Genomic DNA, 25,453 nt, shown 5'->3' with positions numbered 1-25,453 from the left:
TACTACGACCATTTCCTGATATCTAGGTGGTAATGTTTCCTTTATTATACAGTTGGTGCAGATTAATCGCTTCTAATATACAGTCTTCAGTAATCTTCTCGATTCCTTTTAAATCAGATATCGTTCTGGCTAGACGTAAAATCTTTATTTGAGCTCGGCTACTCCATTTATTTTTAATAGTAACACGTTGTAGAAATTCTTGTATTTGGTTCGGTAGAGTACCTGACTGGATTAATAATTCAAAAGAGACCCTGTTGTTTGTAATGTCTTGACCATATCTTTCATATTGTCGATCCCGAGCGGCTGTAACACGTTTTCGAATGGATTCTGAGGCCTCTTCAACTGAGGAATTTTCACGGCTAATGATAACTGGCTTGATAGTGAGATTAATATCAAAGCGGTCTCTCATTGGACCAGAAAGCTTATTACGATATAACTGAACTTGCTTTGAAGAACAGGTACAATAATGAGTTGTGGACCCCTCGTATCCGCAAGGGCATGGATTCATTGCTCCTATTAGCAAAAATGCTGCAGGATACTTAACAATTGTCCTAACTCGGCTGATTGTTATGACTCCACTTTCTATTGGTTGTCGCAACATATCAAGAGTCTTCTTAGAAAACTCAGCTATTTCATCTAAAAATAAAACTCCCAGGTGGGCTAAAGATATTTCACCTGGCTTTGGAGATTGCCCACCTCCTACAATTGATACACTTGAAGCGGAGTGATGTGGAGCCCTAATTGGGGGTAAACACGAATCTGAATAATCCAATCCTGCTAACTCATACAAGCTTATTTTTTCTAGTTGCGCCTCCCTTGATAGAGGTGGAAGAATGGAGGGTAAAGTTTCAGCCAACATACTTTTACCCGACCCTGGAGGTCCTACCATGAAAACTTGATGCTCTCCAGCAGCTGAAACTTCCAATGCTCGCTTTGCCTCTTGATGTCCAATAATGCTTGAAAAATCCTTATCATGATATATCTTTTGTATATTAGGTTTTTGGATTCCGCGGATTATTGGTATTGATTTTCCGGACAAATGTTTTAGAACCTGTTGTATTGAAGAGATATATATGATTTCTAAACCCTCAATTTCTAATGCAGGGAGACTATCGCTATAAGGCATATATAAGATTGAAAGACCAATTCTTTTTGCAGCCAAAATAGCAGGTAACATCCCTTCTACTGCTAAAACTGCACCTTCTAGCGACAATGCCCCTATGAACCCAGTATTGCTATCAATCTGAGCTTCTATGACATTCATACTTTTTAAAATGCCGATGGCAATTGGCAAATCAAAAAACGGACCATTTTTCTTTTGTTCCGATGGGGATAGATTTACGATCGTTTTTTGGTCTACCAGATAGTTTTCTAGTGAATGTAAGGCAGCAGAAACTCGCTGCTTAGATTCCCGTACAGAGGTGTCTGGAAGACCGACTATTTTAAAAGCCTCCATACCACATGTTGTCTGGACTTCCACCTGTACACGATACCCATCGACACCTTTTAAACCAATAGTTGTCACTTTTGCAATAATCTCCCAACCTCCCCAACTTGCTTATCCTCTTTTTCAACATACTCCTTATAGGTCATATATCTTGGATTTTGAAAATAACTTAATGTCTTTGTAGTCTTTATGAGTGGATGTTGAACTTTAGATAAATAGGCGGGATAGCTGCTCCAGGAATAATTTGCAGGGTCTAGTACAAGATTTGCCTCGAGTGGATTTCGATGAATATAGCGAGTGACTTCTAGGAAATATGTAACAGAATCAATTAATTGTGCTCCGTACCTTCCTTGAAATACATGGCCCACAAGATCATATTTCCTATTAAAATAAATTGCGTACCGTGATTGAAGCTCTTTCATAAATAGTGAGATTGGTAAATTATCTGTTTCGATTAGAAGATGTACATGATTAGGCATGAGGCAATATGAGTGTAAAGTAATGGGGTTTGTTCTGTGGACACATTCAAAAATAGCTAAATACTTCTGATAATCCTCTCTTTCCAGGAAAATTTCTGCTTTTCGATTTCCCCGAGCTGTAATATGATAAGTTGCTCCAGGAAAACATATCCGATGCTTTCTTGACATTTAATCACTCCAATTCAATTATTTTCAAAATAAACCTTTCGACAAAAGACAGCAATCACCTCTTTACAATATTGTGAACAAAATATGACGTTCGGGGCCTGACCCCCGGCGCGTTAACGCGTTAACGGGGTGGGAGTCAGGCCCCATTCGACACACTTTTGAATTTTTATGCAAAAAAATTTATATTTTTTCTTTCCAATCACGAAATAATTTGGTATAGTTTTTCTTGTATTCTAGTAAATTACAATATTGAGACTTTTTAGTTTGAAGGGAGATAGGTTATGAGAAAGTTTTTAGCGTCATTTTTAACGCTCCTTTTGGTTTTATCTTTAGTAGCACCGACTACTTTAGCAAACCAAACGAGTGTACAAAGTACTGCTCAGGCTCAGAGCACAGTAGAGCTTGAGGTCAGTCAATCATTACTTTCACTTACTGAGGTTCGAACAGTAGATGTAAAGGTTGATTTTGGTAAACAAGTAAGTTTAGATGATTTACAGTGGAAATTTGGGGATAAGAGTTTTGAAGAATGGAAGAAATGGAATGCTGATGCAAAAGCGTTTAGTGGGGAATCTTTTATTAAGGTAATTAAAGAACCTCACTTTACAAGTGGAACTGTCATCGAAGCAACTTTAGAATTCGGGCTACCATTTGATACAGATAACCTTGCACCACGTTCAATTCGTGTGCTGTACCCAGACTTAATGGGCGACTACGAGCTAACACTTTCAGCAACTGAAGCGTTAACAGCTTCAACAACTGTTACTCTAAATGTATATGATGAATTTTTAAAGTATGATGAGATTAAACCAGCAATTGACAAAGTTTTCACAGATGCTGAAGCAAAGAATGATCGCTACTTAGAATATAAAAGCTTAGGAAAATCCGTACAAGGTCGTGATATACCTTTTGTTGTTCTTGCAAAAGACAAAGCAGCAGTAGATAAATACCTTAACGAGACGTTACCTACTGCACTAGACAATCCTGCTAAATTACTTGAAAAGCTTGAAAAAGGAACAATTGGTGATTATCAGGTTCCAATCTGGCTTAACAATATTCACCCTGATGAAGTTGAAGGTGTTGACTTCCAAGTTGAATTACTAAAAAAGTTTGCAATTGAAGATGTAGTTACATTTAAAACAACAGATGAAAATGGTACAGAATCAACTGTTACATTAAATGTAAACGATGCTTTAGATCATGTTATTTTCTTATTCAATTTTGTTAGTAACCCTGACGGTCGTGTGGCAAACACGCGTGCAAATGCAAATGGATTTGACTTAAACCGTGACAATGCATATCAAACACAATCTGAAATTATTGCTATTAACGAGGAATTAGCAAAGTGGACACCACTTTCTTTCCTTGATGGCCATGGTTATGTAAATGGTTTCTTAATTGAACCAGCTACACCACCACATAACCCGAACTTTGAATATGATTTACTAATTGATTCGATGATGGATCAGGCACACGCAATGGGTCGTGCTGGAGTTGCAAACTCTAATTTAGATTCTTATTTTATTCCTTTAACTGATTGGGGTAATGGCTGGGACGATATGACACCTGCATACTCAGCAATTTTTGCAATGCTACATGGTTCTCTTGGCCATACAATTGAGGTACCAACATTAAGCCAAGATTCTTTACGTGCTTTGGTACATTCAGGTCTTGGTGCAACAAAATATGTTATTGAAAATAAGGATCTACTTTTCAAAAATCAATTAACGCTATTCAAACGTGGCGTAGACGGTGAAGATAACCGTGCTGTTGACCAGTACTATGTAAACCAAGCCGGTGAACAGATTGGACGTATTCGTGGAGATATGGAGAACTTCTTCCCTGAGTACTATGTTATTCCTGTTGATGAAAATCAAAAGAATGTCCTAGAAGCAAAAAATATGGTGAAATATTTAATTCGTAACGGCATTAAAGTAGAAGAAACACTTCAGGCAGTTAACATTGATGGAAAGATTTATCCAAAAGGTACATATGTTGTACCAATGAAACAAGCAAAACGTGGCCTTGCAAATGCAATGCTTTATAAAGGAGACAACGTTTCTGACTGGGATGCAATGTATGACCCTATCGTTGTAAACTTTTCAGCACTTAGAGGATTTGATATTGCAGAAGTTCGCGTTGAAGATGCATTTACTCGTAAAACAATCCCTATTAAAAATGTTAACCATGTGATTCTTGTTGAAAATAATTTAGACACTTCTGTTCCCAAACAGGTTCTTAAGAACTCAAATAATGACGTGGTGAAAATTGTAAATAATCTTCTTGCAAAAGGAAAGAAGGTTGAATACATCATAGAAGATAATTATGGTTTCAGTAAGGGAGATTTTGTTGTTATGACAAAAGATTTACAACCTTACCGATTTAAATATGTTCTTGATTCTATACCAGCAACAAAAACGCCAAAAACAGTAAAGCTCGAACAACCTAAAGTTGCTGTTATTGGATCAAGTCAAAGTACGTTCTCTGTAAAAGAATTAGGATTTAAAATTGTAAATATTGAAGAAGCAGATGTTATCATTGATGACTCAGGTGCATTTAAAGCAGAGGAGTTAGAAGGAAAAACCTATGTAGGTATTGGCGGAAGAGCTTTAGCAGCTGTTAAAAAAGCTGAACTACTTTCAGGCTTTGACTATAAGACTACTAAGCTTTCACATGAAGGTCTACTAAAGGCTAACGTTACGGATCATTTAGTAACCTCGGGTTATGAAAGTGAAGAACTGTTATACACAGCTTCTGGATCATGGATTACATCAGTACCAAGTGGAGCACAGGTTCTTGCAAAAATCTCAAATGAAGATGACTTTTATGTAGCTGGTTGGTGGCCTGGTCATGAAAGTGCTAAAGGTCAAACGCTAGCCTTTACTACTTCAGTAAATGATACTACCTTTAGCCTATTCGCAAATGACTTAGTGTTTAGAGGACATACTCAACACAGCTACCGATTATTAGCGAACAGTATCTTTGCTGCAGCAACAAAACAACCACACAAAATTAAATAGGTAAAAGGTAAAAAAACTTGCCGGAAAATTGGCAAGTTTTTTGTCTGTTGGGGCCTGCCCCCCGGCGCGTTAAAGCTTTAACACACTGGGGGTCAGGCCCCTTCTGTCACAATTTCACCGGAGTAATTGGTTCTTCTCCATTTAATACATTAATGATATTATCTGCAACCAAATGTGCCATCGTCATTCTTGTTTTCACGCTTGCACTTCCAATGTGAGGAAGAGTAACGACATTTGGTAGTGTTAAGAGTGGATGGTCAAGAGGAATTGGCTCTTGCTCAAAGACATCCAGTCCCGCTGCCCATATTTCACGGTTTTTCAACGCGTGGTATAAAGCATCTTCATTAACAATACCGCCTCTTGCTGTGTTAATTAAGATTGCAGTTTTCTTCATAAGAGATAATTCCTCTTTACCGATGAGATAGTGAACTTCAGGGCTATACGGAAGGAGGAGACATACGTAATCAGACTGCTGTAGCAACTCTTTTAATTCGGCATACTGGACACCAAATTCTGCTTCTTTTTCCGGTTTGCGTGTTCTGTTATGGTAAAGCACCTTCATATCAAAGCCTTTTGCTCTTCTAACAAGCGCTTCGCCAATTCGTCCCATTCCCACGATTCCAATGGTTGCTCCGTAAATATCTTGACCCGTTAATTCCATTGGAGACCATGCTCCCCACTCACCACTTCGGAGGAAATCTGAAGCTTCTACTACTCTTCTTGCAGTAGCCATTAATAAGGCAAATGTTAAGTCGGCAGTTGTCTCAGTTAAAACCCCAGGTGTATTGGTTACAGTGATTCCTCGGTTCTTAGCTTTTTTTATATCAATGTTGTTATACCCTACTGCAAGAGTGCTAATTACCTTTAGCTTTTGTGCTTGGTCTAACACCTCTTTATCAATAGAATCTGTTAACATACAAAATAGACCCTCTACGTCTTTGATTTCATTTAATAGTACTTCTCTAGACACTGGGATATTTTCTTCTTCCCACATTGTAATTTTGAATTGCTTTGATAGTTTATCGATGATTTCAGCTGGTAGCTTTCTGGTGATGTAAATCTTCTTCATAAAAATCTCCTTTTATATTTTCATTTCATGTGGGATCCACACACTTTACAAACAAAATCCTCACTTATTATTTAACCATATGCTTATTTTTGAAACAATAAACAGGGCCTGACCCCCAGTACGTTACAGCTTTAACGCGCCAGGGGTCAGGCCCCAAAAGACATATTTATCCACAGCAAGATTCAGTTTTCTTTTCAGTTGTTTCACAACAAGTATCCTCAGCTTTCTCAACCTGAACTTCCTCATTGACTTCTTTAATCTCAATCCCACAACAATCTGCATCATTCTTACCTTGACCTACCATCTTTTTAATAAAATTCATCATTTTCTTTCATCCCCTTATTAAAATCATTTTTTTTGATTTATACTACACAATATAAAAGATAAAGCCTGATATTGTTGACATAACCACGACTGAACCTACGAAGGTAAACACTAATTCTTTCTTGAAGATCGATTTAAGTAAAACGACTTCAGGTAAACTAGCACCGACAGAGCTGATCATCATTGCCATGACCGGACCTAGTGCCATTCCTTTCATAATAAGAATTTGCGAAATTGGAATCATAGTAGACAATCTTATATATAATGGAATGCCGATGATTGCTGCTACAGGCACTAACCACCAACGTTCTTCTCCAAATAATCCTGAAATGAATTCAGTAGGAACAAGCCCTTGAATAATTGCACCAACTGCTGCACCAATTAAAAGGTAAGGATATACACTCTTCATTAATCCCAGTGTCTCTTTCAATGCACTTTTAACATCAAATTTTTTCTCATTTTCTTCATTAAATCCTGTCATCACTACCTTTTTCACTGAACGTTCAAAGCCAAGTGCCTCCAAGGTAAATCCGATTATTACTGAAAATATAGCTGTTACGATTGTATAAATAATGGCTACCTTCCAGCCTAAGTATACTCCCATAATTGTTACTATCGTTGGATCTAGTAATGGTGAGGCAAATAGAAAGACCATAATGAGCCCAAATGGTAGTTTCTTGTTTAGCATGTTCACTACAACCGGAATCGTTGAACATGAGCAAAATGGTGTAATGAAGGCAAAGATCAGTGCGAACAGTGCACCTACTATTTTGTTTTTACCTACTAGCATTTTTTCAATTTTCTTGTAAGGGATAAACCCTTGCACTAAGCTAATTAAAAACGAGATTCCGATAAATAAGATGGTTAATTCTAAAGCAATTCCAATGAAACTCTTAAAAGTTTCTATAATCATCGTTCATTCTCCATTCTCTATTTAGTTGCTCCGCAACAGCTAGGTTCTAGATTTACACTTTTTTCTTTCTTATCTAAAAATAAACTACTAAAGCTGAATATCTTCTTTGGTCTGTTGCTAAAGGTTCTTAATGCATTAGACTCGCTAATTAACTCATTCCTTTTTGACTCCACCATGTGTGATAATAAATGTGGGTGATTATACATAATCCACTCTCTCCTTTAAAACAATTTTTTTTGATTTATAACTTAAAAAAATTTACCTCTTAGCCTACTCCAGTTACTGGATTATTTTTCGCTTTTAATCAATTATTTTTGATTAACTAACGCTATTATATTACCAATATTTTCATTATGCAATACCTTTATCAAAAAAAATTGATTTTTTATTTTCGACATAAAAATGTGACAAGTGGGGCCTGACCCCCGGTGCGTTAAAGCTTTAGCGCGGCGGGGGTCAGGCACCTTTATTTATTTTGTCTTAAATTGATAGGGTTGCATATCTTCAGTTAGAGGAGCAAGTGAATAGCCAAGTTGGTCTAAAGCTTCTAGTAGTTTTGGCAAGTTATCAATAGTTGCCTTCCTGTCATGAATGAGGATAATTGGTGACTGCCCTGCACCTTCAACTCTTCTTACTTGTTCAAGGGTAAAATCCACATATCTCGAACTATTAAACTTCCAATCTAGGCTATCTACATTCCAATCCCACATAATAAACTGTTCATTGGCAGCCGCATGACGGTAATTCTTTTTCATATAGGGTACACTACCATATGGCACTCTCATTAAATTAGATTTTAGTCCGGCAATTCGTTTAATTGTTTCTCTAGTAATCTGCAATTCACTTACTGCCGATGCTGGTGAATGATAAAAAATGTTCTTATCATGTGTAACACCATGAGAACCGAGTGCATGTCCCTCCGCAACCATTCTTTTGACATCACTGTCGTATGTTTTCATAGGCCCGTCTAGCATAAAAAATGTCGCTTTTGCATTATATTCTTTAAGAATATCTAATAGTTTACCTGTGTAGCTAGTTGGGCCATCGTCTATTGTTAAGTAAGCAACTTTTTCTTTTTCTATGGTGCTAATAGCTTTTGCTTTTTTCTTAACATTGTAAGGTGTTAAAGCTATTCCTAGAATCCATCCTGTTTTTCCATTCTCTAGCTCTAGTCTATACCATATTTCATTTTTCCCATTAATGAACATAGTCGTAGCTTGAACTTTTTGTCCAATAGGTAGTTTTGAAACTATGTCATAACTAGCATCAGCCCCCTTACGAATATGAGTAGCCTCTTGCCCTACATTAAAGTCTTGAGCCAAAGTAAGCTCATTGGTTATGTCAGAGTGATGGACCCAACCACTTTTATCTTCAACTTGTAATCTATACCATGTTTCATTATTTATAATGATAGAACTTTTGATTACAACTTGTTTTTCTTTATCTATTATGTGAACAGTTCGGGCATCGTAAGTGGCCTCTCTCCTTAGTTGAGCATCCACTTTTATGAATACGGCTTTATTTAAATAATTTGTGTCCCCATTAAAAACTTCCATACTATCTAAAGGCACCCAGCCTGTGACTTTGCCGTTATTTATTTGTATCCATGTTTCTCCAACACTATTTTCAAATCTATCTATAGCATTTACGATATGACCCCTTTCTAGGAATCCCACCTGTTTATAAGTATCATGAGCACCTCTCCGAATTTGCATTTTAGGAGTAGAGCTAGTGAAAAATTTGCCTTTTATATCTGTAACAGTTTCATTTGTTGAACTTATCCAACCAGCGACCTGATTATTTTCAGCATATAACCATCTATCAAAATCACTTTTAGAAGGTTCGTTAGGGTTCACTGTTGTACTTTTCGTTTGAATATCCGTTACAGCTTGTACGTGGACTATTTCATTTTCATATAAAAGATACTGAATAAAGTCATGCATAGCTAAACTGTTTTGCTGTGGATAAGAGGTTACGAATAATAATAAAAATGATAAAGATAATAGTTTCCTAGCCATAATTTCCTCCATACACTTTTTATTCCTCCAGCACGATGACTCTAGTACGTCTATTAATCTATTGCTGTTGTATTAAAAGTCTATGAATGATAGTTTTTGAAAATTCTACTTTTTTAAAATAAAAAATATAAAAGTTTAATAGATAGAAAATGCCAGTACCCTGTAACCTTCTCCTACGAGATCCGTCAAAAGGGTAGTTAGGTAGAGAGGTACTCGGGATAAAATTACATCATTTCTTATTTAAAATTGAAACCATTATTACAGTTAGCGTTTTAATAGCAGTTATTTTAGTCACTGCGTTTTTAGTCATTAAAGGCATGAAAAAATGAAATAATTCTTTATCTAGCCGCTTGTTAGAATTTTTTTAAAAGCTACAGGTGGCATCAAATTAAGTTTTTCGACCTTATTGATGACCTTATCGGCCCGTTTGTAACTTTATCGGCCTTATTTCTCAAATTTTCGGTACTAAGTCGCATTTTTTCGCTCATAACAAAAAAGAACCAGCTCAGCAACTGGTTCTTTCCCTTAGATGCCCAATCTATTAACATAAATAGATTCAAGACCCATCCTCTTATACATCTTCCAACTTTCCTAAAAAGGCTAAAAACTTTAATTCACTTGCATTTTACCAAACTCGTAAATACCCATAAAACCACCTGTAATATCTGTTACTCGATCTTTTTTACCAAATAGTCCTTTACTATTAAGGTAAATCATATTATTTTCAATACCTAAAACTTTGTGCATGTCATAGTCAACTTCATCATATTTACTACATTCATAAGTATGCGCCTTTAGCTTCCCAAACGGGGGTTTAACCTCAACTAGTACTATCTTTTTATCCGTAAAGAATAAATACCCAAATGTCGTTCCTTTAAAAGCACCGGTCGATAAATAATAAAACTGATTATTTTATAGAGATTAAGAAACTATGTATATGTGTGATTATTGGTAATTCTAGCCGGATGAAATCAAAGTTTGATGATACTTGGTGAAATTTGAATAAACTAAAAGGAGAATTCCCACTCAAAAGAGTGATACATCCTCCTTTTAAAAAGTAATACGTTTAATATTCACATTTCTCTAAAACCTTAATGTATCATAATTAGTGTTTTATAGTATCCATGTTTTAAATCCTTCTTTTAAGCCTCAAATCTAAAAATATAGTCCAAAAGACTCTATCACTAAAAAAACTAGGTACTATATACTTTATTTAAACACGTAAATCGTACGAAAAGGCAAAGCCATTGAAAAATGGTGACGCAAAACTATAGGGGCTTCCGTCACTTGACTTGCCAGCCAGTTATCGAAAACGCCATACCTTCGACGGTTTGTGTATCATTTCCTTTGGAGGTCCCGTTTATGTGGTTATTCTTATTTATGCTGTTAGTTATAGTAGTACTTTATAGCATGTGAAACTATAGAATTATATTTACATAATAAAAGAAGGAAAGTAGGTTACTTTTAACCATTCTCCTTCTTTTTAAATCCGTTTAATTTCCACTAACAAAATAATCCACTAAAAACTCCGCCCAAAGCCTATGACCTTCTTCATTTGGCTCAGCACTATCTTCTGTTAAATAACCTAATAAATCCCGTGAAGTTTGTTCTGGCCAAGCTGTCCAATGGTCTAAATAAGTAATTTCATTTTCTTCAGCGTAGTTCTTAAACTCATTAACTTCTCTCGGATAAAATTTAGCATTATATAACGGGTGTGCCGGCTGCAACAGTATAAGCATATTTGGATTTTCGGACTTGAAAGCCTCTAACATGAATGTTAGGTTCTCTAATAGGTCTTCCATTCTTACTATTCCGTTATCTGTTAAAATAAAGGGTTCAAAAAGAAGAATATCCGGTTTGCTATCTACAACTGGTTGATGGAGGTCATCATTAACAACCTCCATTGATGTTTTATCACTAATTTCTTCTATAGTAATATTAAAAGTGCCTCGATACGTTTCTTCTATCTTTTGCTTAAGTAGAGTTGGCCAACCATAAGAATCAGAGGATCTTGATTTTGAACCAAGGATGACCAAGTTTACAGGCATATTACTTCCCACCGAAGCATTTATTTTAGAAACAATCTCTTCAGGAAGATTTTTCGTCAATGCTGAATAATCAACGATCTCTTCTGGAGAAACTTCTACTTCGTTATTTTTTACTTCTGTGGTTTCGACCTTTACCTTATTTTCAATCGTGGTGTTAGCATGCGCTGCTATCTTATTATCATAATGTATTTTCCCAAAAACCAAAGAACCAAATGATAAAAAAGTAATGATGATGACGATAAATGATTTCATAATGAATAGCCTCCAACCTTTGAAACGATACTAGAATTAAATCATTTTTTGTAAATGTATACCTTGAATTACTTGTATTATACTTTTGTGGAATTTGTCGAATCCCACTATAATTTAAATGTAAATTAACTTATAAAAGGGCGATGATAATGACAAACATAACTCGTACAAAACAATCCAATAAGAAAAAGTGGATATGGATCAGTCTAAGTATATTCGGGGTATTAGTCCTTGGTCTAGGGGCCTATATCTATTCTTTATATTCATCTTTACAAGATACAGTAACAGTCATGCACGAACCTATCGAACGAGAACACTCAGAGAAACGAATTGAAAAAGTAATTTTTGAAGATCAAGATCCGATTGCAGTTTTATTAATGGGTGTAGATGAACGCGGAAATGATCGTGGTCGTTCTGACTCACTTATTGTTATAACGGTCAATCCAAAAACAAATTCAATGCAAATGGTGAGCATTCCTCGTGACACGCGTACTGAAATCATCGGAAAAGGATTTCAGGATAAAATCAATCATGCATACGCTTTTGGTGGAACAGAAATGGCAATGGCAACGATTGAAAACTTTTTAGACATTCCAATTGATTACTTTGTAAAAGTAAATATGGAAAGTTTTAAAGAAATTGTAGATGCTGTAGGTGGCGTTACCGTTAACAATACATTTGAATTTGACTATGAAGGTGAACACTTTGCGAAGGGTGAGATTTTCCTTACTGGTGAAACAGCATTAAAATACTCGCGAATGAGGTATGATGACCCTCGTGGAGATTTTGGACGTCAAGATCGTCAAAAACAGATTATTAAATCTGTTATAGATGAAGGAGCAAGCTTCTCTTCTTTAGCGAACTACGGAAGCATCCTTAATGTTATTGGCAGTAATATTAAAACAAACTTAAGCTTCAGTGAAATGATGGATATTCAAAAAAACTATAAAGAAGCGCGTCATAACCTTGAACAATTCCAAATCAATGGAAAAGGTGCTAAAATTAACGGCATTTATTATTATGTAGTTTCTGAAGAGGATCGAAAAGCTTTATCCACAAAATTAAAAGAACACCTAGAAATCGGTGGGGAAAATGTAACAAAGCGATAAACCTTGAGTTTATCGCTTTTTTCCTTTTTAATTCAAGCCCTTCAAAGGAATGGATATCAAAAATGTAGTCCCTTTTTCGGAACTAGAATATAGCTCAATTGTTCCATGATGGTTTTCAATAATTCGTTGAACAATAATTAACCCTAAACCTGTCCCTGTTTCTTTTGAGGTGAGAAATGGTTCGAATACTCTCTCTCGAATATTCTCAGGTATTCCTGCACCATTGTCCTTAATAAATAGGAGATACATATTCCCCTCAACAACGGAATAAATTGATAACTTTCCTCTTTCTCCCATCGCCTCGCAACTGTTTCTGATAAGATTATAAAGAACCTGTTTAATTTGCCTTGTATCCAGTAACAGCGGTAATCTTGTAACATTCACCTCAAATTGGATATTTTTTGTTCCCTGAGATTCCCTGTAAAATGGCAGTATCTCATTTAGGATATCCTCTATATATGCTTCCTTCAATGTCGGGACACCTGGTTTAGCCATCATCAGCATGTCCTCTACAATTGAATTAATTCGATCTAACTCTTTTAACATAAGTGGAAGTTGTAATTTTTTCGAATTTTCCTCTGAGCTCTGTTTCATTAAGGATAAAAAGCCATGGATAACAGCTAATGGGTTTCGGATTTCATGTGCCGCTCTAGCTGCTGCCGAACCAAGAACAGCTAACTTTTCCGACTGTTGTATTCGTTTTTCGCGCTCCTCTTCTTCGGTTATATCAATGAAATGAATGATTCTACCTGTTAGGTGGTCGTAAGAATCATTCAATGCAGATTGAGAAACAAGTAAAACGCGTTTGGTATCATCATCATTTTTAACGTGTATCTTTTCATTCTGAACAGACTTTTCTGAGGATATAATTTGCCAAAACGAGTCCTTTTCTTCTAAGCTGTTCACAATCCTACTCACTTCATGATTGTCCTTTTTAAGCAACCCTTCTGCAGGAGCATTGAGAGAAAACTCAGAGGTTTTATCATCGTATGTGATAATTCCAATGGGTAAGGAATTAAGTATCTGTTCTCTTGTTTTTTTATCATTGACAACCTCTTCATACAATTTAAAATATCTTGCAAATACGAGTGATAGCATAACGATAATAAACGTAAAAACAATAGTTCCCAAAATAGGGTAAGAGCCTAAAAGCATCGTAAAAATGATTGCCAAAGCTAGCGTAATAACATAATTAGATAAGGAGTCCTTAAGAATCATTTTAATAATGGATAGTGAGCTTTTAAAAGAGTCTACTACAAAATACATCCCTACTAGAAATACATTGATGAGTAAATAACTAAATAAAGCTAAACAATAAGCAATTAAACTTTCTGTATTAACTAAACCTATATTTCCACCTAGAAAAATAAAGGTATAATACGCACCCGTTATCATGACAGTATACATAGCCATGTTAAACAAATGTTTCCATAATGCAGTTTTTTTATAAAAGAAAATAGTAATAAGGATGCTACTGAATAATAATAGTGTTAGAGGTAGTTCTAATCCAAATAAAAAAATCGTAGCTAGGTAGATGGAAGAGTCCATGGATAGGCAATTCCCTTTAGGGGCAAGAAAAATCATATAGTGATTAAGAAGAATAATAGAGCCAATTAATAGCAATAAAACGATCCAACTTGGCTGCGGTTGAAAAGTTATATTAGATAGAAGAAGGATGAAAGCGACTAGCGTTAAAATGGATAAATATAATTTCGTACCTTTGAAAAATGATAGTAGGTTCATAGTTGGGTTCTTCCTAATCAGATTTTTATGATTCTATCTTTCTTTGGATAATCTAATTTTAGATTATTTACATCTTTTGCGCAAGATGATATAGGTATTATGAACTATTATTCAAAAGGAAAATCCAACCACCTACCAAGAATTTAGTAAATGATCATTACTAGAATAAAAAAACAAATTTAATATTCTTATAATATAAATTGGTTTATACAAGATTATTAATGTTAATACTAATAATAACTATAAATAACTATCTTTTAGAAAACTTACTCTCATCCTAGTAATCGGATTTCATGTAAATCAACATTAATAAAACAGCTTCCTAATGAATATACCTAAACGAGACCATTCAAAAATTCAATTTCTAGGAGGAATCAAATTGCAATTGCTACTTGAAAAAATACGTCAACCACTCTCAAACCTTAACTTTAACCTAAACATAGAGATTAAATTATTCGAAAGTAGTGATCACTTACATACCTTTTTCTCTTCATTCCGAATTCAGTGTTATATATTTCTTCTTTTTTGTCCTATTGGACTAGCAGCACCCGCTTATTTAACTTCTACTTCATTTGAGGTTTCCTCCGTCGGAATTTCAATCGGACTATTCCTACTGGGGTTATTTCTTTTATTGCCGTGGACACTAGTGCCGTTATTGTTTTTATTTACAAACTTCGGTCCTAATACTTTGCAACGGAAATTATCGTGGGCTTATGTTTGTTTACTAGTTATCTCATTCATAATATGGCTTATTGTCTTTTAAGATGTACTTTCCATTTTTAGCTTAAATATGATATAAAAATCCCCCAATTGGTAAGAGTTTCTCGATAACTCTATTATACCGAGTTAGGGGATTTTTTTATCGTGTTCATTACCTTTTCTAGTTTTATGGTCTGGTACAAAAGTATACCATCCACCCCTCCTTAAGTAGACAAAAAGATTACACTATTGTTTTCTTAAATTACCACTAACGAGGGCTGTTGTCATAGGTGATCCATCCTATAATAAAAACTGTAAACAAGGTTAACAAACAAAAACATATAAAAAAAATTAAGGGAGAGATTTTAAAATGAAAAAGAGTATTTTAATGGTAGTAGCACTACTTGCTTTATCAACAGTAATGGCGGCATTTGCATTCTCGAGTGCGACAATTAAGAATGATGCATCATTAACAGTAGCAAATACAGATAGTTCATTAGTGGCTTTAATTCCAGCTAGCACAGAAGCAGTAGGTAGTAAAGATGGAGCAGCATTCCTTGAAGATGGTAAATTAAAGATTAACTTATCAAAAGGCAATGGCGCTAACTTCGGTGTACAAGGTGATAGTCATTACAAGTGGGAAAATTTATTTACTGTAAAAAACAACTCTAAAGAAACTGTTGAATTTACTATTACTAAAGATGGTTGGGGATATGACACAAAAGCAAACATTTATCTTGGTGCTTTTGAAAAAGGTGTAAAGAAAGAATTCTACAACAGAAGTAATGGTAAGAACGGAAAAGTTACATTAGCTCCAGGTGAAGAGTCAATTGTATACCTAGAAATCGAAACTGAAAAAGGTGCAAAGCTAGCAGAAAGAAATGCAACTTTAACAGTTAACGTAAATGCAAAATAATTAGTTAGGAATATCCCAATTAGTGAATTTCACTAATTGGGTTTTTTATGTACAATAGATATATATATGGGCCCAGAAGAGAGGAGGCTATAACTTTTGAGGAAGCAATTAAAGCTAACATATAATTTAATTTTCTATTCAATTTTTTTCATAATAATCACAGCCTCCATTGGATCTCAACTCCTTAACCGTCCTATCATTTTTAGTGTTATTCAATCCAATTCCATGTATCCATTATTCGAACGTGGAGATATGGCTTTTGTGTCAGGTGTAGCTAAAAATGATACAATCAGCATTGGTGACATATATATATTCCGCTCAAAGGAAGGCGATCTCCGCGATAAGGGCTGGATTTTTCATAGAGTCATTGAAGGGGACGACAGTACCGGCTATATTACTAAAGGAGATAATAATGATTATACTGACCAATCTTATGGTGGGAATATACCAATAGAAAGAGAGTGGATTGTAAGTAAAGCTATTACAATTGGAAATACCCCTTTAGTATTACCTAAAATCGGTTATATCACCTTATGGCTTGGGGAATGGATAAAGAAACTTCAGACTAATCCGATGACTCTTCCTATTTTAGTTATCATTATAACATTTTTAATTGCTGTATCTGAGCTTATTAAAAAGCCAAAGAAGAAAAAGAAGAAAGAAAAATTGGGATCCGAATATCTTTATATTTTCGGTGGCTTAACAATTTCTGTATTACTAGCAGGAACAATGCTTTCTACGACACAAATTTATAAACTACCATACGAAATATCAAAAAAGTCTGAAGGTGTTATAATGGGTAGTGATGTAGGTATAATTAAACTAGGAGAACCCAAAACAATAGCTCTAAAGGAGATTCATCATCCAGGTGCATTCCCATTAACTGTTACGTTTACATCAAAAGACCCTCAGATAAAAATTAACCCACGTGTAATTCGGATGAAAAAAGGGGATAGAGTATTACCAGAGTTAACTGTTCAGTCATCAGTAGAAGGACAATTTGCTTCTACCGTACATATAGGTTATTTCTTACCTTTACTCCCTAAATCGTTAATATATCAATTAGCATCTATAAATTACTGGTTTGCTTTAGCAATAGTTTCACTACTACCAGGTATTCCAATCATGATGTACCCGCTCTTCGATAAGAAAGTCAGACGAAATTGGGCAAAACAAATCCGCCGGAGTACACGGCGGATGAAGAAAAGGTTACCTATGATGTAAATCAAATTGTACTATCCCCTTAGCATTAGCAAATAGTGCAGCTTGCGTTCGATCAGCTAAATCCAATTTAGAAAGGATTTGGCTGACATGTTTTTTCACTGTATATTCTGTAATAAATAAGTCCTCTGCAATTTCTTTATTAGACATTCCTTTTCCAAGTGCTTTTAAAACTTCTAATTCCTTAGGGGTAAGTTCATCTAAACTATTGTCCACATCCGTAACCGGATTATCCATCATATATTCCATTAACGCTGGATCATAATATTTTCTACCCCTTAATACAACTTCAATGGCATATAATAAGTCTTCAGGCATTGCATCCTTTAAACAGAAACCATCAACATTTCCGGTTTTAGCTTTTTTAATATCTTCCTTTGTGGAGGAAGAAGTTACAATAATGAACTTCCCTTTATATCCTCTTTCTGTAGCTTGTTTTACTAGATCTAGTCCATACTCTTTACCTAGGTTAAGATCTACTAAAGCTACATCTGGCTTAGTCTCTTCTAATAGAGATAATGCCTCACGAATCGAGGAAGCTTCACCAACAAACTCTAAATTTTGCCCCATGCTTATGATTGTTTGAATTCCTTGCCTAACAAGAGGATGATCATCAATTATTAACACTTTACTCATTTATAATTCCTCCATTTCACTAGAATGAGAGGTAGCTAAACTACTTTTAAAGAGATAGGTAAAATTCCCATCTAATATGAAATAGATAGATTGATCTTTCTTCTCTTTGTATGTAAAAACAGACAGTTCCTTTTCATCCGCTAACCTAATTAAATCATCAATTGTTGGAACGTGAAGTGGTTTCATATTTTCCATATCAGGTTTTTCTGTTAATTGAATAATATGTGATTTATATTTATTGTCGATATGTTTTTTTCTATCTCTTTTTGTAGTAATCCACTGACGTAGTCCTAATGGTTTAATAGTTCGATATAATAACATAATGGGAATAAAAAGAAGTGGAGTTATTATCAATAGTGCCAATCTTAGCGTAACCCACTCTAGCTGAATTCCAAATAACTGAAAGTTGCGCAAGTGTTCTATTGTATTCATGACTTCACTTACGTTATCAAATTCAAGTGTTTCATTTTGTAGGCTAAATAAATAACTTTGATAATTAAATAAGACACTACCTTCTTTATCTAAAGCATAGACATTATCTCGATATGTTATAAAACCTTCAACAACTGGGATAACTTGAACACTATACTTACCACTAACTTTTACTTCTTTCTCTGTTTGTTCAATAAAATCTTGAATAGCCTGTGGATCAACCTTAAAAGTTTCATTAATTAACTCAAGATTTATGCCCTCAGTTTTAAACTCTTGTTCTTCTACTAGATTAAACTCCTTTTCCCATATTTCTTCAGCAATGACTTTTAATATTACTTTGTATGTACCTTCTACTTGTATAGGTTCATTCGATACAATTATTTTATCAACTGATAAATCTATGCTATTAGTGATTGAACCAATCACAACTTTAGGTGGAGGAGAAATAAGTCCCCCTTCAGGGTAGAGCGTGCTTGGTTTACTATCAACCGAGTATGAAAAGATTGTTTTGTCTTGAATTAGGTTTTCTAGTGTTTCTTGCTTTATTGTGGTTGGAGTTACTAAAGTATAAAAAGTGGTAAAAAGCAGTATAACCCAGACTGAAACCAAAATGAAAAAGCCCTTCTTTCTGGCGGGCTTGAAGGTGCTTTTTTGCGTTTCTAAGTTCACTTAACGTCATCTCCTTGAAGCGTTATCGTATTTAACCATTAAGCTATAAATTTTGAACGATAACTTTTAAGATTCACTCTTCTTTATGTATATCCTTAGAATTAGTGAATCCCGAATTATTTTCTTCTTTATCCTTCTTTAGAAAATCGATACCCGATTTGAATTCGTGCTTAGTTTTTTTATTTTCATCTAAAGCGTTCTGACCTATTGATTCCTCTTCGCCATTTGAAGAATTCTCTTCTTTTGGATCTCCTGAATTTTTCTTGTCTTGTTCTTTGTTAGATTTCTCTACTTTAGATTTAGCTTTTATAAAGATTTGTGTATTAATGATAGCCTCACCACCATCCCATTCGAATGGCAATGGTAGAGTATATAGACTATCTTCTAACTTTACACTCGGTTCTGTATTAACAACTAGTAAAGATACAGTCTCTGCTTCACCTGCAGGTATTACGATATTGTGCAACTTCCATGTGAACAACAAATTATCACTCATGTAATTTAAATTGCCAAGAGAGATGGATTTAGAACTGTTATTTTTAATGGTTAGTGTAGGTTCTACTGGTTTACTACCGTTATTTTCTGCTTCAAAGTTATAATCAGCAGCCTTTATACTAATTAGGGCATTTTCTTCATCAACTACTGAGTATGCAGTACTATTATTAATTGTTGCAGTCGAAAAGCTATAAGTTTGGTGCAAAAATCCTGTAGCTCCTAATGCACATACACTTGCAATCAACAAACGTTTCATTCAAGTTCCTCCCTTCATCCCATAAAAAAACCTAATCAAGTTCTTCAAATGAAGGTAGTCTGATTAGGTCGGTTGCACCAATTGCTCCATACGACCCAGGTGCCCAGATAAAGGTCGTATCTCCTCGCGTTCCTCTTAATATAAATTATATGTATATAATTTAAGTATATTTCCGTATTTTTGTAATTACTAACAGTTTATTACAAACTTACCCAATTGTATACCATCCTTAGGTGCTAATCCCCTCCTACTTCAGTATGAGATTATAGTAATATTTCCTTACGACAAGATGTGACATTTTTTTGAAGTTTACTCTGATATACTGTCTCTGTATTGGTTACAAAATGTAGAAAAGTAGGGGATTAAGTGTGTCTACTTTATATAAAGAGCTAAATGTTTTCGTAATAGGAATAAGATGGGTACTCCTGTTCACAGGTCTTTTGACCTACACAAATGGTGATGGAGTAATTGACCTGTCATTTCTACTAATAGTGGTCATTAACTTTTATTATAGTGTACTAATAAATAAAAAATTTTCAAATAAAATACTTGTTATGCTAGTTATTACAATCGATCTGTGTGCCAATCTCTTTCTCCTTTGGCAAACCGGAGGACTAGATAGTCCGTTTTTATATTACTCAATTACTAGTCTACTTTGGTTTAAGAACTTTTTCGCTTGGAAAAAGTACTACCTGATAACGTCCATATTCCTGTTACTTCTTCCAATAGTTTTAAGTAGTCTGTATCAGGTGTCAGTTGGACTATACTTATCTAAAAACGTAGATTATACATTCTATCTAATTGTATTCTATAGTATGGTATTTACGCTAAATTTATACTCAACGTATATATCAAAACATTATAAAAAACTTGTACATTTTTATTCATTTACAGGAAGTGAAGAACTGCCATCTTATGAAAAATTACTTTCTAGAATGGTAGAAAAAAAACAAGTCTATCTTTGCCTAAACCCCATATATGCCACTCACATAAATAACAGTTGGGAGCAAAATTACTACTATAATTACTTAGTTCAACAATTCGGACAAGCCAAGATAAGTAGGGTCTTAAATATTTCATCTTACAGTGGTGAAAGAAAAACATTTTATGTTCACGCTCTTAATGATAAGAATTGGGGATATCTTTTAGTTGAGGGATCAAATCAAGTATCTATGGCAACAAAAATCTACACAAAACTAATTAGTCAATTGGTGCAAATTAAAATAACTAATCTTGAGCAAGTAGAAGAAGTGAAAAAGAAAGCACTAAAAGAAGAAAGAGATAAAATTGCCCAAGATATCCATGATGGTATAGCACAACAGCTATTTTTTATTTCAATTCAATTATTCCAACTCAAAAATAAACTCCCAGAAGATACAAAGAGAGAGCTAGAGTCCATATTAAATAGTGTTGAAACTCAGGTAAAAGAGACTCACCAAGGTATTCGAAACTACATTGGGGAATTAAAGAATGAGAAAAGACAGTTTCACTTATTTCATGCTGTTGAAAATCTACTTGAAAGATTAACAGAAAACAAGGATATAGAACCACGATTTATCATGAGTGGTTGGATACCTGAGGAGAAGATTGAAATTGAGGAATCCATTTTTCACTTGATTGAAGAAGCATCTAATAATGTCATTAAACACGCCAATGCTTCTGAATTACAAGTATCTATTGAAGTTTCAAGTATACAATGGAAAATCATGATTCGGGATAATGGTAAGGGAATTGAAAATCTAGCAGTATCAAAAGGTAAGAGGGATAGTTACGGTTTGGGCGGTATGGTTGATCGGATAGAAAAGCTTGGTGGAACCTTAACAATAAAATCTGAAACCAATAAAGGGACTACTGTCCTTGTCTTTATACCGAGAGAGAGGAGTAGGGCTTATGCATAGAGTGGTTGTGGCAGACGATCATCAAATTGTAAAAGATGGATTAAAAATATTGTTGGGTGCTTCACAGGAGTTTGAAGTTGTCGGAGAGGCATGTAATGGTGATGAAGCAGTGGAAAAAACAATACGCACAAAGCCGGATCTTCTTTTAACCGATTTAAAGATGCCTGGATCATCTATCATTAACGGATCTGTTAAGATCAAGCAGAAACTACCTAATATAAAGATTGTTGTATTAACGGCATTTGATGACAGTGAAGATATATATCGGGCTATGAAGGCTGGAATTAATGGTTATATTATGAAAGATACATCACCAGATAAAATATTAAATACACTCCGAATGGTAATGGACGGTTACTCAATTTTCCAACCTAAAATTAACGAGCCTAATGAAAATAAAAAGGATCAGTTTATAGATAAATATAAATTAACAGAAAGGGAGCATGAAGTACTCTTAGGAATTATTGAAAACTTAAATAATGCTGATATAGCAAAAAAACTCTATATATCTGAAACTACTGTCAAGACACATGTTTCAAATATATTAAAGAAAACAGGTCAGTCCAATCGTGCACAAGCAGTTCTTTTTGCTCTTCAAGAAGGTTTCTTGCAAGTAAAAGGAGGAAAAATTAGTTGATTATTAAAATGCTTACTAAACAGCCTGTCAGTCAGTTAATCATCGTATTATTAGGTTGTCTCTTTTCCGTTGGAGCTCTCTTTGGATTCGTAAACTGGATGTTAAGTCAATCATCTTTATCGAAGCTTTTTTTTGTAACACTTTCTATCATTGCACTATTTAATTGGGGATTTTACATTATTCAAAGAAGTATAGGGAGAAACAACCCGTATACAGACCAAATTACTGCTTTATTAATCTTTATTATATTTATCTTTGTATCTTTATATAATCCAATGGAGTTTAACGAGATGTGGGTATTTCTATTGTTCTTTCCTATGTTTATTAACTTACTGGGTAATCATCAGGTTTCCGTGGTTTGGTCTATTGTTTTTGTTGGTTATTTTATTATCTTCAATGTGCTCGACCCAAGCTACCAGGGATTCGATGAACAAGTACAATTGTTCATGATTATTTCTAGGAGCCTTTTTGGAATAGGTAGTCTATTACTAGGACTCATGATATTACATGTTTTTAAGCAGAATACTGAGAATATCGGTGAGTTGTATTTTCAAAAACAAAAAAAGCAAATTATAAATATTTTACATAGCTTCATACCTGTGGTAGAAAGGAAGACTCAAACTTCTCGTGAGGAAATTGATGAGATGAGCTTTCTATTAAAACGTCTAATTAATAAATATGGTTTAAGAGATATACAAGATTGGAAAATCGACTTATTATGTCTACTGCATTTTGTAAGTCGTGTAAAATTACCTGATTATTTGTTTGAAAAAGAAGGGAAACTTACAGAGTTTGAATTTAATGTCGTAGAGGAACATTGTTATATGGCTGAAGAAATACTCTCTGGAGTCCCTGAACTGAATGAGATAAAGGAAATATTTCTCTATCACCATGAAAGGATAGATGGGAGGGGCTATCCTTATCAACTTTCTGGAGACCAGGTTCCAATCTTTTCACAGATGCTAGGAATTGTGGAAGTTTATTTAGCCTTAACTACGCCTAGGTCCTATCGACCTGCAATTTCACAAGAGAAGGCGTATGCTGAAATTATGAAAGAAAGCGGTATAGCTTACCGTGAAGATATCCTGAAGGCCTTTGGTGAGGTTATTAAACAAGACACCCACAATGTATCTAAAACACTTCTGCGATTTGATCAAATTCACGCTTAAACTTTCAAGGATCAGTTGATTGTTCATGTTTTTAACCAACCATACTAAATCTATAAACTATGAACTAAAGTTTGTTTACATATAAAAGGAGAAATTTCACATGAAAAACAAAGTCATATTAGTCAGTTCAGACCAACTCGGTAAAGGAGATAAAGACCTTGGTGAAACAGTACTGGAAACCTTTTTCACCTTGTTAAAACAACGTGAGGAAAAGCCGGTAGCCATTTTCTTAATGAATCGGGGAGTGTTTACATTAACTGAACAATCCTTGGTCTCGGTCCATCTTCAAGAGATTGAAAAATCAGGTGTTCCTGTATTAGCTTGTAAAACATGTGTGGATTATTACAATGTTGAAGACAAGCTAGTTGGTGGAGAAATTAGCGGTATGGGGCATTTCATTGAGTTGGCAAGTAAGCATGAAGTTTTGACTATTGCCTAGCAATCACCAACAGAAATATATTTATTGATAGAAACACAGAGGTTCTCTTGGTTCGAAATGAACCAGGAGAACCTCATTTTTGATATGGATTTTATTTATGTCTGATGAGGATTTCAATATGGAGCTATTTTTATGAAGAAATGAGTGCGATGTAGTGTTAGATTTAACCTAGTCTTGTTCTTATTTTCGCTATCTCTCTTTCATTTCTAGCCGTCTTTTCCCATAGATAATCTTGATCCATTTCTAGTTGTTTGATTTGTTCCACTAGCTGTTCATGGCGAAGATTACTACTATTCTCCATTTCTTGAAACTTCACTTCGAACTTACTATCCATCTCCTGAAACTTGGTGTTTACAACTTCGAACTTTTTGTCCATTTTTTCGTTCATATTTCCTACCATTTGAATTAATTGTGCAATCATATTTTCCATTTTATCAAGCCTTTGTTCTATCATTCCTTTTCACCTCCTTTTTTATAGTATACATCAGAAAAAGGACCTATTCTATTACAAAAGATTAACAAAGAAAATAGACACAACCAGTAAATACTAGTTATGCCTACCGCCTTACACCCGTTAATTTACAAATAATGAACTAGAAGCTATTATATTCCAAATGATGTGAACTACTATAGGTACGGTTAAACTTCTTGTTAAATAATATAAGCCTACGAATGTCATTCCCATTATAGTTGCTGAAATAGGATAGCCAATATGAGCAACTCCAAAAATAATTGAAGAAACCAAGAAGCCAACTAAAAAGTGATAACGGTCAGAAAGGAACTTATGTATAATGCCTCGGTAGATAATTTCTTCTTTTATAGGGGTAACGAGGGTAACTGCTAGGAAGAACAAGAATGTTTGTAACAATCCCTCACTGGCTCCTGCAACATTTAGTGTTTGAGTTTGGCCCGATGGATCATCCACTTTTAACACTCCAACAAGGATGTATTGTGTAGCAAAAAACACGAGCAAGCTTGCAATCATGTATACATACGTTTTACGTTCCTTAAACGGTTTAAAGGTCATTCCTGCCATAACAGAAACTCTTATTTTTTTAAAGAAAAGAAGTACAACAAAGAACATCGCTGCATCTATTAATAAACCGTTATACCCCGTGAATAGGGTATCTAACATATTTCCCCCCAACACACCTTGAATGATCCCGATTACTAAACCAACCGCTAGGCCCATTCCTAAGTAACATAACAGGAAAAGAATGAGAGATTTCCAAGTTATCTCTACCTTCCGCTTAGCTTCTTCAATGATTTCCTGTTGGATTTCCTTCTCAATGATAACTTCTGACATACGTTCACCTTCCTAAAAATATAATTCTATAAAGCTATTGTATGTAGGATTTTGTAGAATTGCACCGAAAAATTACATCAGTTATCCAACAAA

The 25,453-nt window shown here is 34.7% G+C and carries 23 protein-coding genes and 2 riboswitches; of the genes, 8 read left to right on the top strand and 15 right to left on the bottom strand.

Annotation, left to right across the window (positions count from 1 at the left end; genetic code table 11):
* Positions 1 to 22: 22 nt before the first annotated feature.
* Positions 23 to 1,525 (bottom strand): YifB family Mg chelatase-like AAA ATPase, encoded by a 1,503-nt coding sequence (locus J2Z26_RS15380; RefSeq protein ID WP_319638017.1) that lies wholly within the window; start codon positions 1,523 to 1,525, stop codon positions 23 to 25.
* On the bottom strand, positions 1,522 to 2,094 hold the full coding sequence (locus tag J2Z26_RS15375) for a transposase (protein ID WP_193534635.1): 573 nt from the start codon (positions 2,092 to 2,094) through the stop codon (positions 1,522 to 1,524). Before J2Z26_RS15375 ends, J2Z26_RS15380 begins: the two co-directional genes overlap by 4 nt.
* A gap of 281 nt (positions 2,095 to 2,375) precedes the next feature.
* On the opposite strand from J2Z26_RS15375, the gene J2Z26_RS15370 reads away from it, so the two are divergent.
* Positions 2,376 to 5,111: a M14 family metallopeptidase gene (locus tag J2Z26_RS15370; RefSeq protein WP_193534636.1), complete on the top strand. Its 2,736-nt coding sequence runs from the start codon at positions 2,376 to 2,378 to the stop codon at positions 5,109 to 5,111.
* Between the two features lie 106 nt (positions 5,112 to 5,217).
* Here J2Z26_RS15370 and J2Z26_RS15365 read toward each other — a convergent pair whose 3' ends face one another.
* The 7 genes from J2Z26_RS15365 to J2Z26_RS15335 all read right to left on the bottom strand — a co-directional run bounded on the left by J2Z26_RS15365 (position 5,218) and on the right by J2Z26_RS15335 (position 11,735).
* Complete coding sequence (locus J2Z26_RS15365; RefSeq protein WP_193534637.1) at positions 5,218 to 6,180, bottom strand: 2-hydroxyacid dehydrogenase; 963 nt, start codon at positions 6,178 to 6,180, stop codon at positions 5,218 to 5,220.
* 166 nt (positions 6,181 to 6,346) lie between these two features.
* Positions 6,347 to 6,505 (bottom strand): hypothetical protein, encoded by a 159-nt coding sequence (locus J2Z26_RS15360; RefSeq protein ID WP_193534638.1) that lies wholly within the window; start codon positions 6,503 to 6,505, stop codon positions 6,347 to 6,349.
* A gap of 42 nt (positions 6,506 to 6,547) precedes the next feature.
* Positions 6,548 to 7,417, bottom strand: coding sequence for a permease (locus tag J2Z26_RS15355; RefSeq protein ID WP_193534639.1), 870 nt, complete (start codon positions 7,415 to 7,417; stop codon positions 6,548 to 6,550).
* Positions 7,418 to 7,434: 17 nt separating this feature from the next.
* Positions 7,435 to 7,623 carry a hypothetical protein gene (locus J2Z26_RS15350; RefSeq protein WP_193534640.1) on the bottom strand — a complete coding sequence of 63 codons (189 nt, stop codon included), beginning with the start codon at positions 7,621 to 7,623 and terminating at the stop codon, positions 7,435 to 7,437.
* Between the two features lie 264 nt (positions 7,624 to 7,887).
* A complete protein-coding gene (locus J2Z26_RS15345; RefSeq protein WP_193534641.1) occupies positions 7,888 to 9,435 on the bottom strand; it encodes a polysaccharide deacetylase family protein in 1,548 nt (515 codons plus the stop codon).
* A gap of 609 nt (positions 9,436 to 10,044) precedes the next feature.
* A complete protein-coding gene (locus J2Z26_RS22170; RefSeq protein ID WP_227413598.1) occupies positions 10,045 to 10,182 on the bottom strand; it encodes a hypothetical protein in 138 nt (45 codons plus the stop codon).
* Between the two features lie 480 nt (positions 10,183 to 10,662).
* Positions 10,663 to 10,746: riboswitch (cyclic di-GMP riboswitch) on the top strand.
* Between the two features lie 182 nt (positions 10,747 to 10,928).
* A complete protein-coding gene (locus tag J2Z26_RS15335) occupies positions 10,929 to 11,735 on the bottom strand; it encodes an SGNH/GDSL hydrolase family protein (RefSeq protein WP_193534642.1) in 807 nt (268 codons plus the stop codon).
* A 149-nt stretch (positions 11,736 to 11,884) separates the two neighbouring features.
* Here J2Z26_RS15335 and tagU point away from each other — a divergent pair, with 149 nt between their 5' ends.
* A complete protein-coding gene (gene tagU / locus J2Z26_RS15330; protein ID WP_193534643.1) occupies positions 11,885 to 12,844 on the top strand; it encodes a polyisoprenyl-teichoic acid--peptidoglycan teichoic acid transferase TagU in 960 nt (319 codons plus the stop codon).
* 27 nt (positions 12,845 to 12,871) lie between these two features.
* On the opposite strand, the gene J2Z26_RS15325 is transcribed toward tagU, so the two are convergent.
* Positions 12,872 to 14,587 carry a two-component system sensor histidine kinase NtrB gene (locus J2Z26_RS15325; RefSeq protein ID WP_193534644.1) on the bottom strand — a complete coding sequence of 572 codons (1,716 nt, stop codon included), beginning with the start codon at positions 14,585 to 14,587 and terminating at the stop codon, positions 12,872 to 12,874.
* Positions 14,588 to 15,656: 1,069 nt separating this feature from the next.
* Here J2Z26_RS15325 and J2Z26_RS15320 point away from each other — a divergent pair.
* A complete protein-coding gene (locus tag J2Z26_RS15320; RefSeq protein ID WP_193534645.1) occupies positions 15,657 to 16,202 on the top strand; it encodes a DUF1102 domain-containing protein in 546 nt (181 codons plus the stop codon).
* Between the two features lie 96 nt (positions 16,203 to 16,298).
* Positions 16,299 to 17,426: a signal peptidase I gene (locus J2Z26_RS15315; RefSeq protein WP_193534646.1), complete on the top strand. Its 1,128-nt coding sequence runs from the start codon at positions 16,299 to 16,301 to the stop codon at positions 17,424 to 17,426.
* Here J2Z26_RS15315 and J2Z26_RS15310 read toward each other — a convergent pair.
* The 3 genes from J2Z26_RS15310 to J2Z26_RS15300 all read right to left on the bottom strand — a co-directional run bounded on the left by J2Z26_RS15310 (position 17,412) and on the right by J2Z26_RS15300 (position 19,911).
* A complete protein-coding gene (locus tag J2Z26_RS15310; protein ID WP_193534647.1) occupies positions 17,412 to 18,059 on the bottom strand; it encodes a response regulator in 648 nt (215 codons plus the stop codon). The two genes, J2Z26_RS15315 and J2Z26_RS15310, sit on opposite strands and share 15 nt — an antisense overlap.
* Positions 18,060 to 19,160, bottom strand: a complete 1,101-nt coding sequence (locus J2Z26_RS15305) for a DUF5305 family protein (RefSeq protein WP_193534648.1) — start codon at positions 19,158 to 19,160, stop codon at positions 18,060 to 18,062. It lies immediately after the preceding gene.
* Between the two features lie 73 nt (positions 19,161 to 19,233).
* Positions 19,234 to 19,911, bottom strand: a complete 678-nt coding sequence (locus tag J2Z26_RS15300; protein ID WP_193534649.1) for a hypothetical protein — start codon at positions 19,909 to 19,911, stop codon at positions 19,234 to 19,236.
* Between the two features lie 57 nt (positions 19,912 to 19,968).
* A riboswitch (cyclic di-GMP riboswitch) is annotated at positions 19,969 to 20,053 on the bottom strand.
* Positions 20,054 to 20,279: 226 nt separating this feature from the next.
* Between J2Z26_RS15300 and J2Z26_RS22435 the strand changes: the two genes are divergently transcribed.
* The 4 genes from J2Z26_RS22435 (at position 20,280) to J2Z26_RS15280 (ending at position 24,054) form a co-directional block, all read left to right on the top strand.
* Complete coding sequence (locus J2Z26_RS22435) at positions 20,280 to 21,809, top strand: sensor histidine kinase (protein ID WP_193534650.1); 1,530 nt, start codon at positions 20,280 to 20,282, stop codon at positions 21,807 to 21,809.
* Positions 21,802 to 22,446 (top strand): response regulator transcription factor, encoded by a 645-nt coding sequence (locus tag J2Z26_RS15290; protein WP_193534651.1) that lies wholly within the window; start codon positions 21,802 to 21,804, stop codon positions 22,444 to 22,446. Before J2Z26_RS22435 ends, J2Z26_RS15290 begins: the two co-directional genes overlap by 8 nt.
* On the top strand, positions 22,443 to 23,615 hold the full coding sequence (locus J2Z26_RS15285) for an HD-GYP domain-containing protein (RefSeq protein WP_193534652.1): 1,173 nt from the start codon (positions 22,443 to 22,445) through the stop codon (positions 23,613 to 23,615). Before J2Z26_RS15290 ends, J2Z26_RS15285 begins: the two co-directional genes overlap by 4 nt.
* A gap of 100 nt (positions 23,616 to 23,715) precedes the next feature.
* Positions 23,716 to 24,054 carry a DsrE family protein gene (locus J2Z26_RS15280; RefSeq protein ID WP_193534653.1) on the top strand — a complete coding sequence of 113 codons (339 nt, stop codon included), beginning with the start codon at positions 23,716 to 23,718 and terminating at the stop codon, positions 24,052 to 24,054.
* A 163-nt stretch (positions 24,055 to 24,217) separates the two neighbouring features.
* Here the strand turns inward: J2Z26_RS15280 and J2Z26_RS15275 are convergent, their stop codons facing one another.
* Positions 24,218 to 24,508 carry a hypothetical protein gene (locus tag J2Z26_RS15275; RefSeq protein ID WP_193534654.1) on the bottom strand — a complete coding sequence of 97 codons (291 nt, stop codon included), beginning with the start codon at positions 24,506 to 24,508 and terminating at the stop codon, positions 24,218 to 24,220.
* Between the two features lie 120 nt (positions 24,509 to 24,628).
* Entirely contained in the window at positions 24,629 to 25,360 is a 732-nt protein-coding gene (locus J2Z26_RS15270) for a CPBP family intramembrane glutamic endopeptidase (protein WP_193534655.1), read from the bottom strand.
* Positions 25,361 to 25,453: the final 93 nt, after the last annotated feature.

The sequence above is a fragment of the Cytobacillus luteolus genome, from assembly GCF_017873715.1.
In the GTDB taxonomy this organism is placed as follows: domain Bacteria; phylum Bacillota; class Bacilli; order Bacillales; family Bacillaceae_L; genus Bacillus_BV; species Bacillus_BV luteola.
This window is presented reverse-complemented; position numbering and strand designations above follow the sequence as displayed.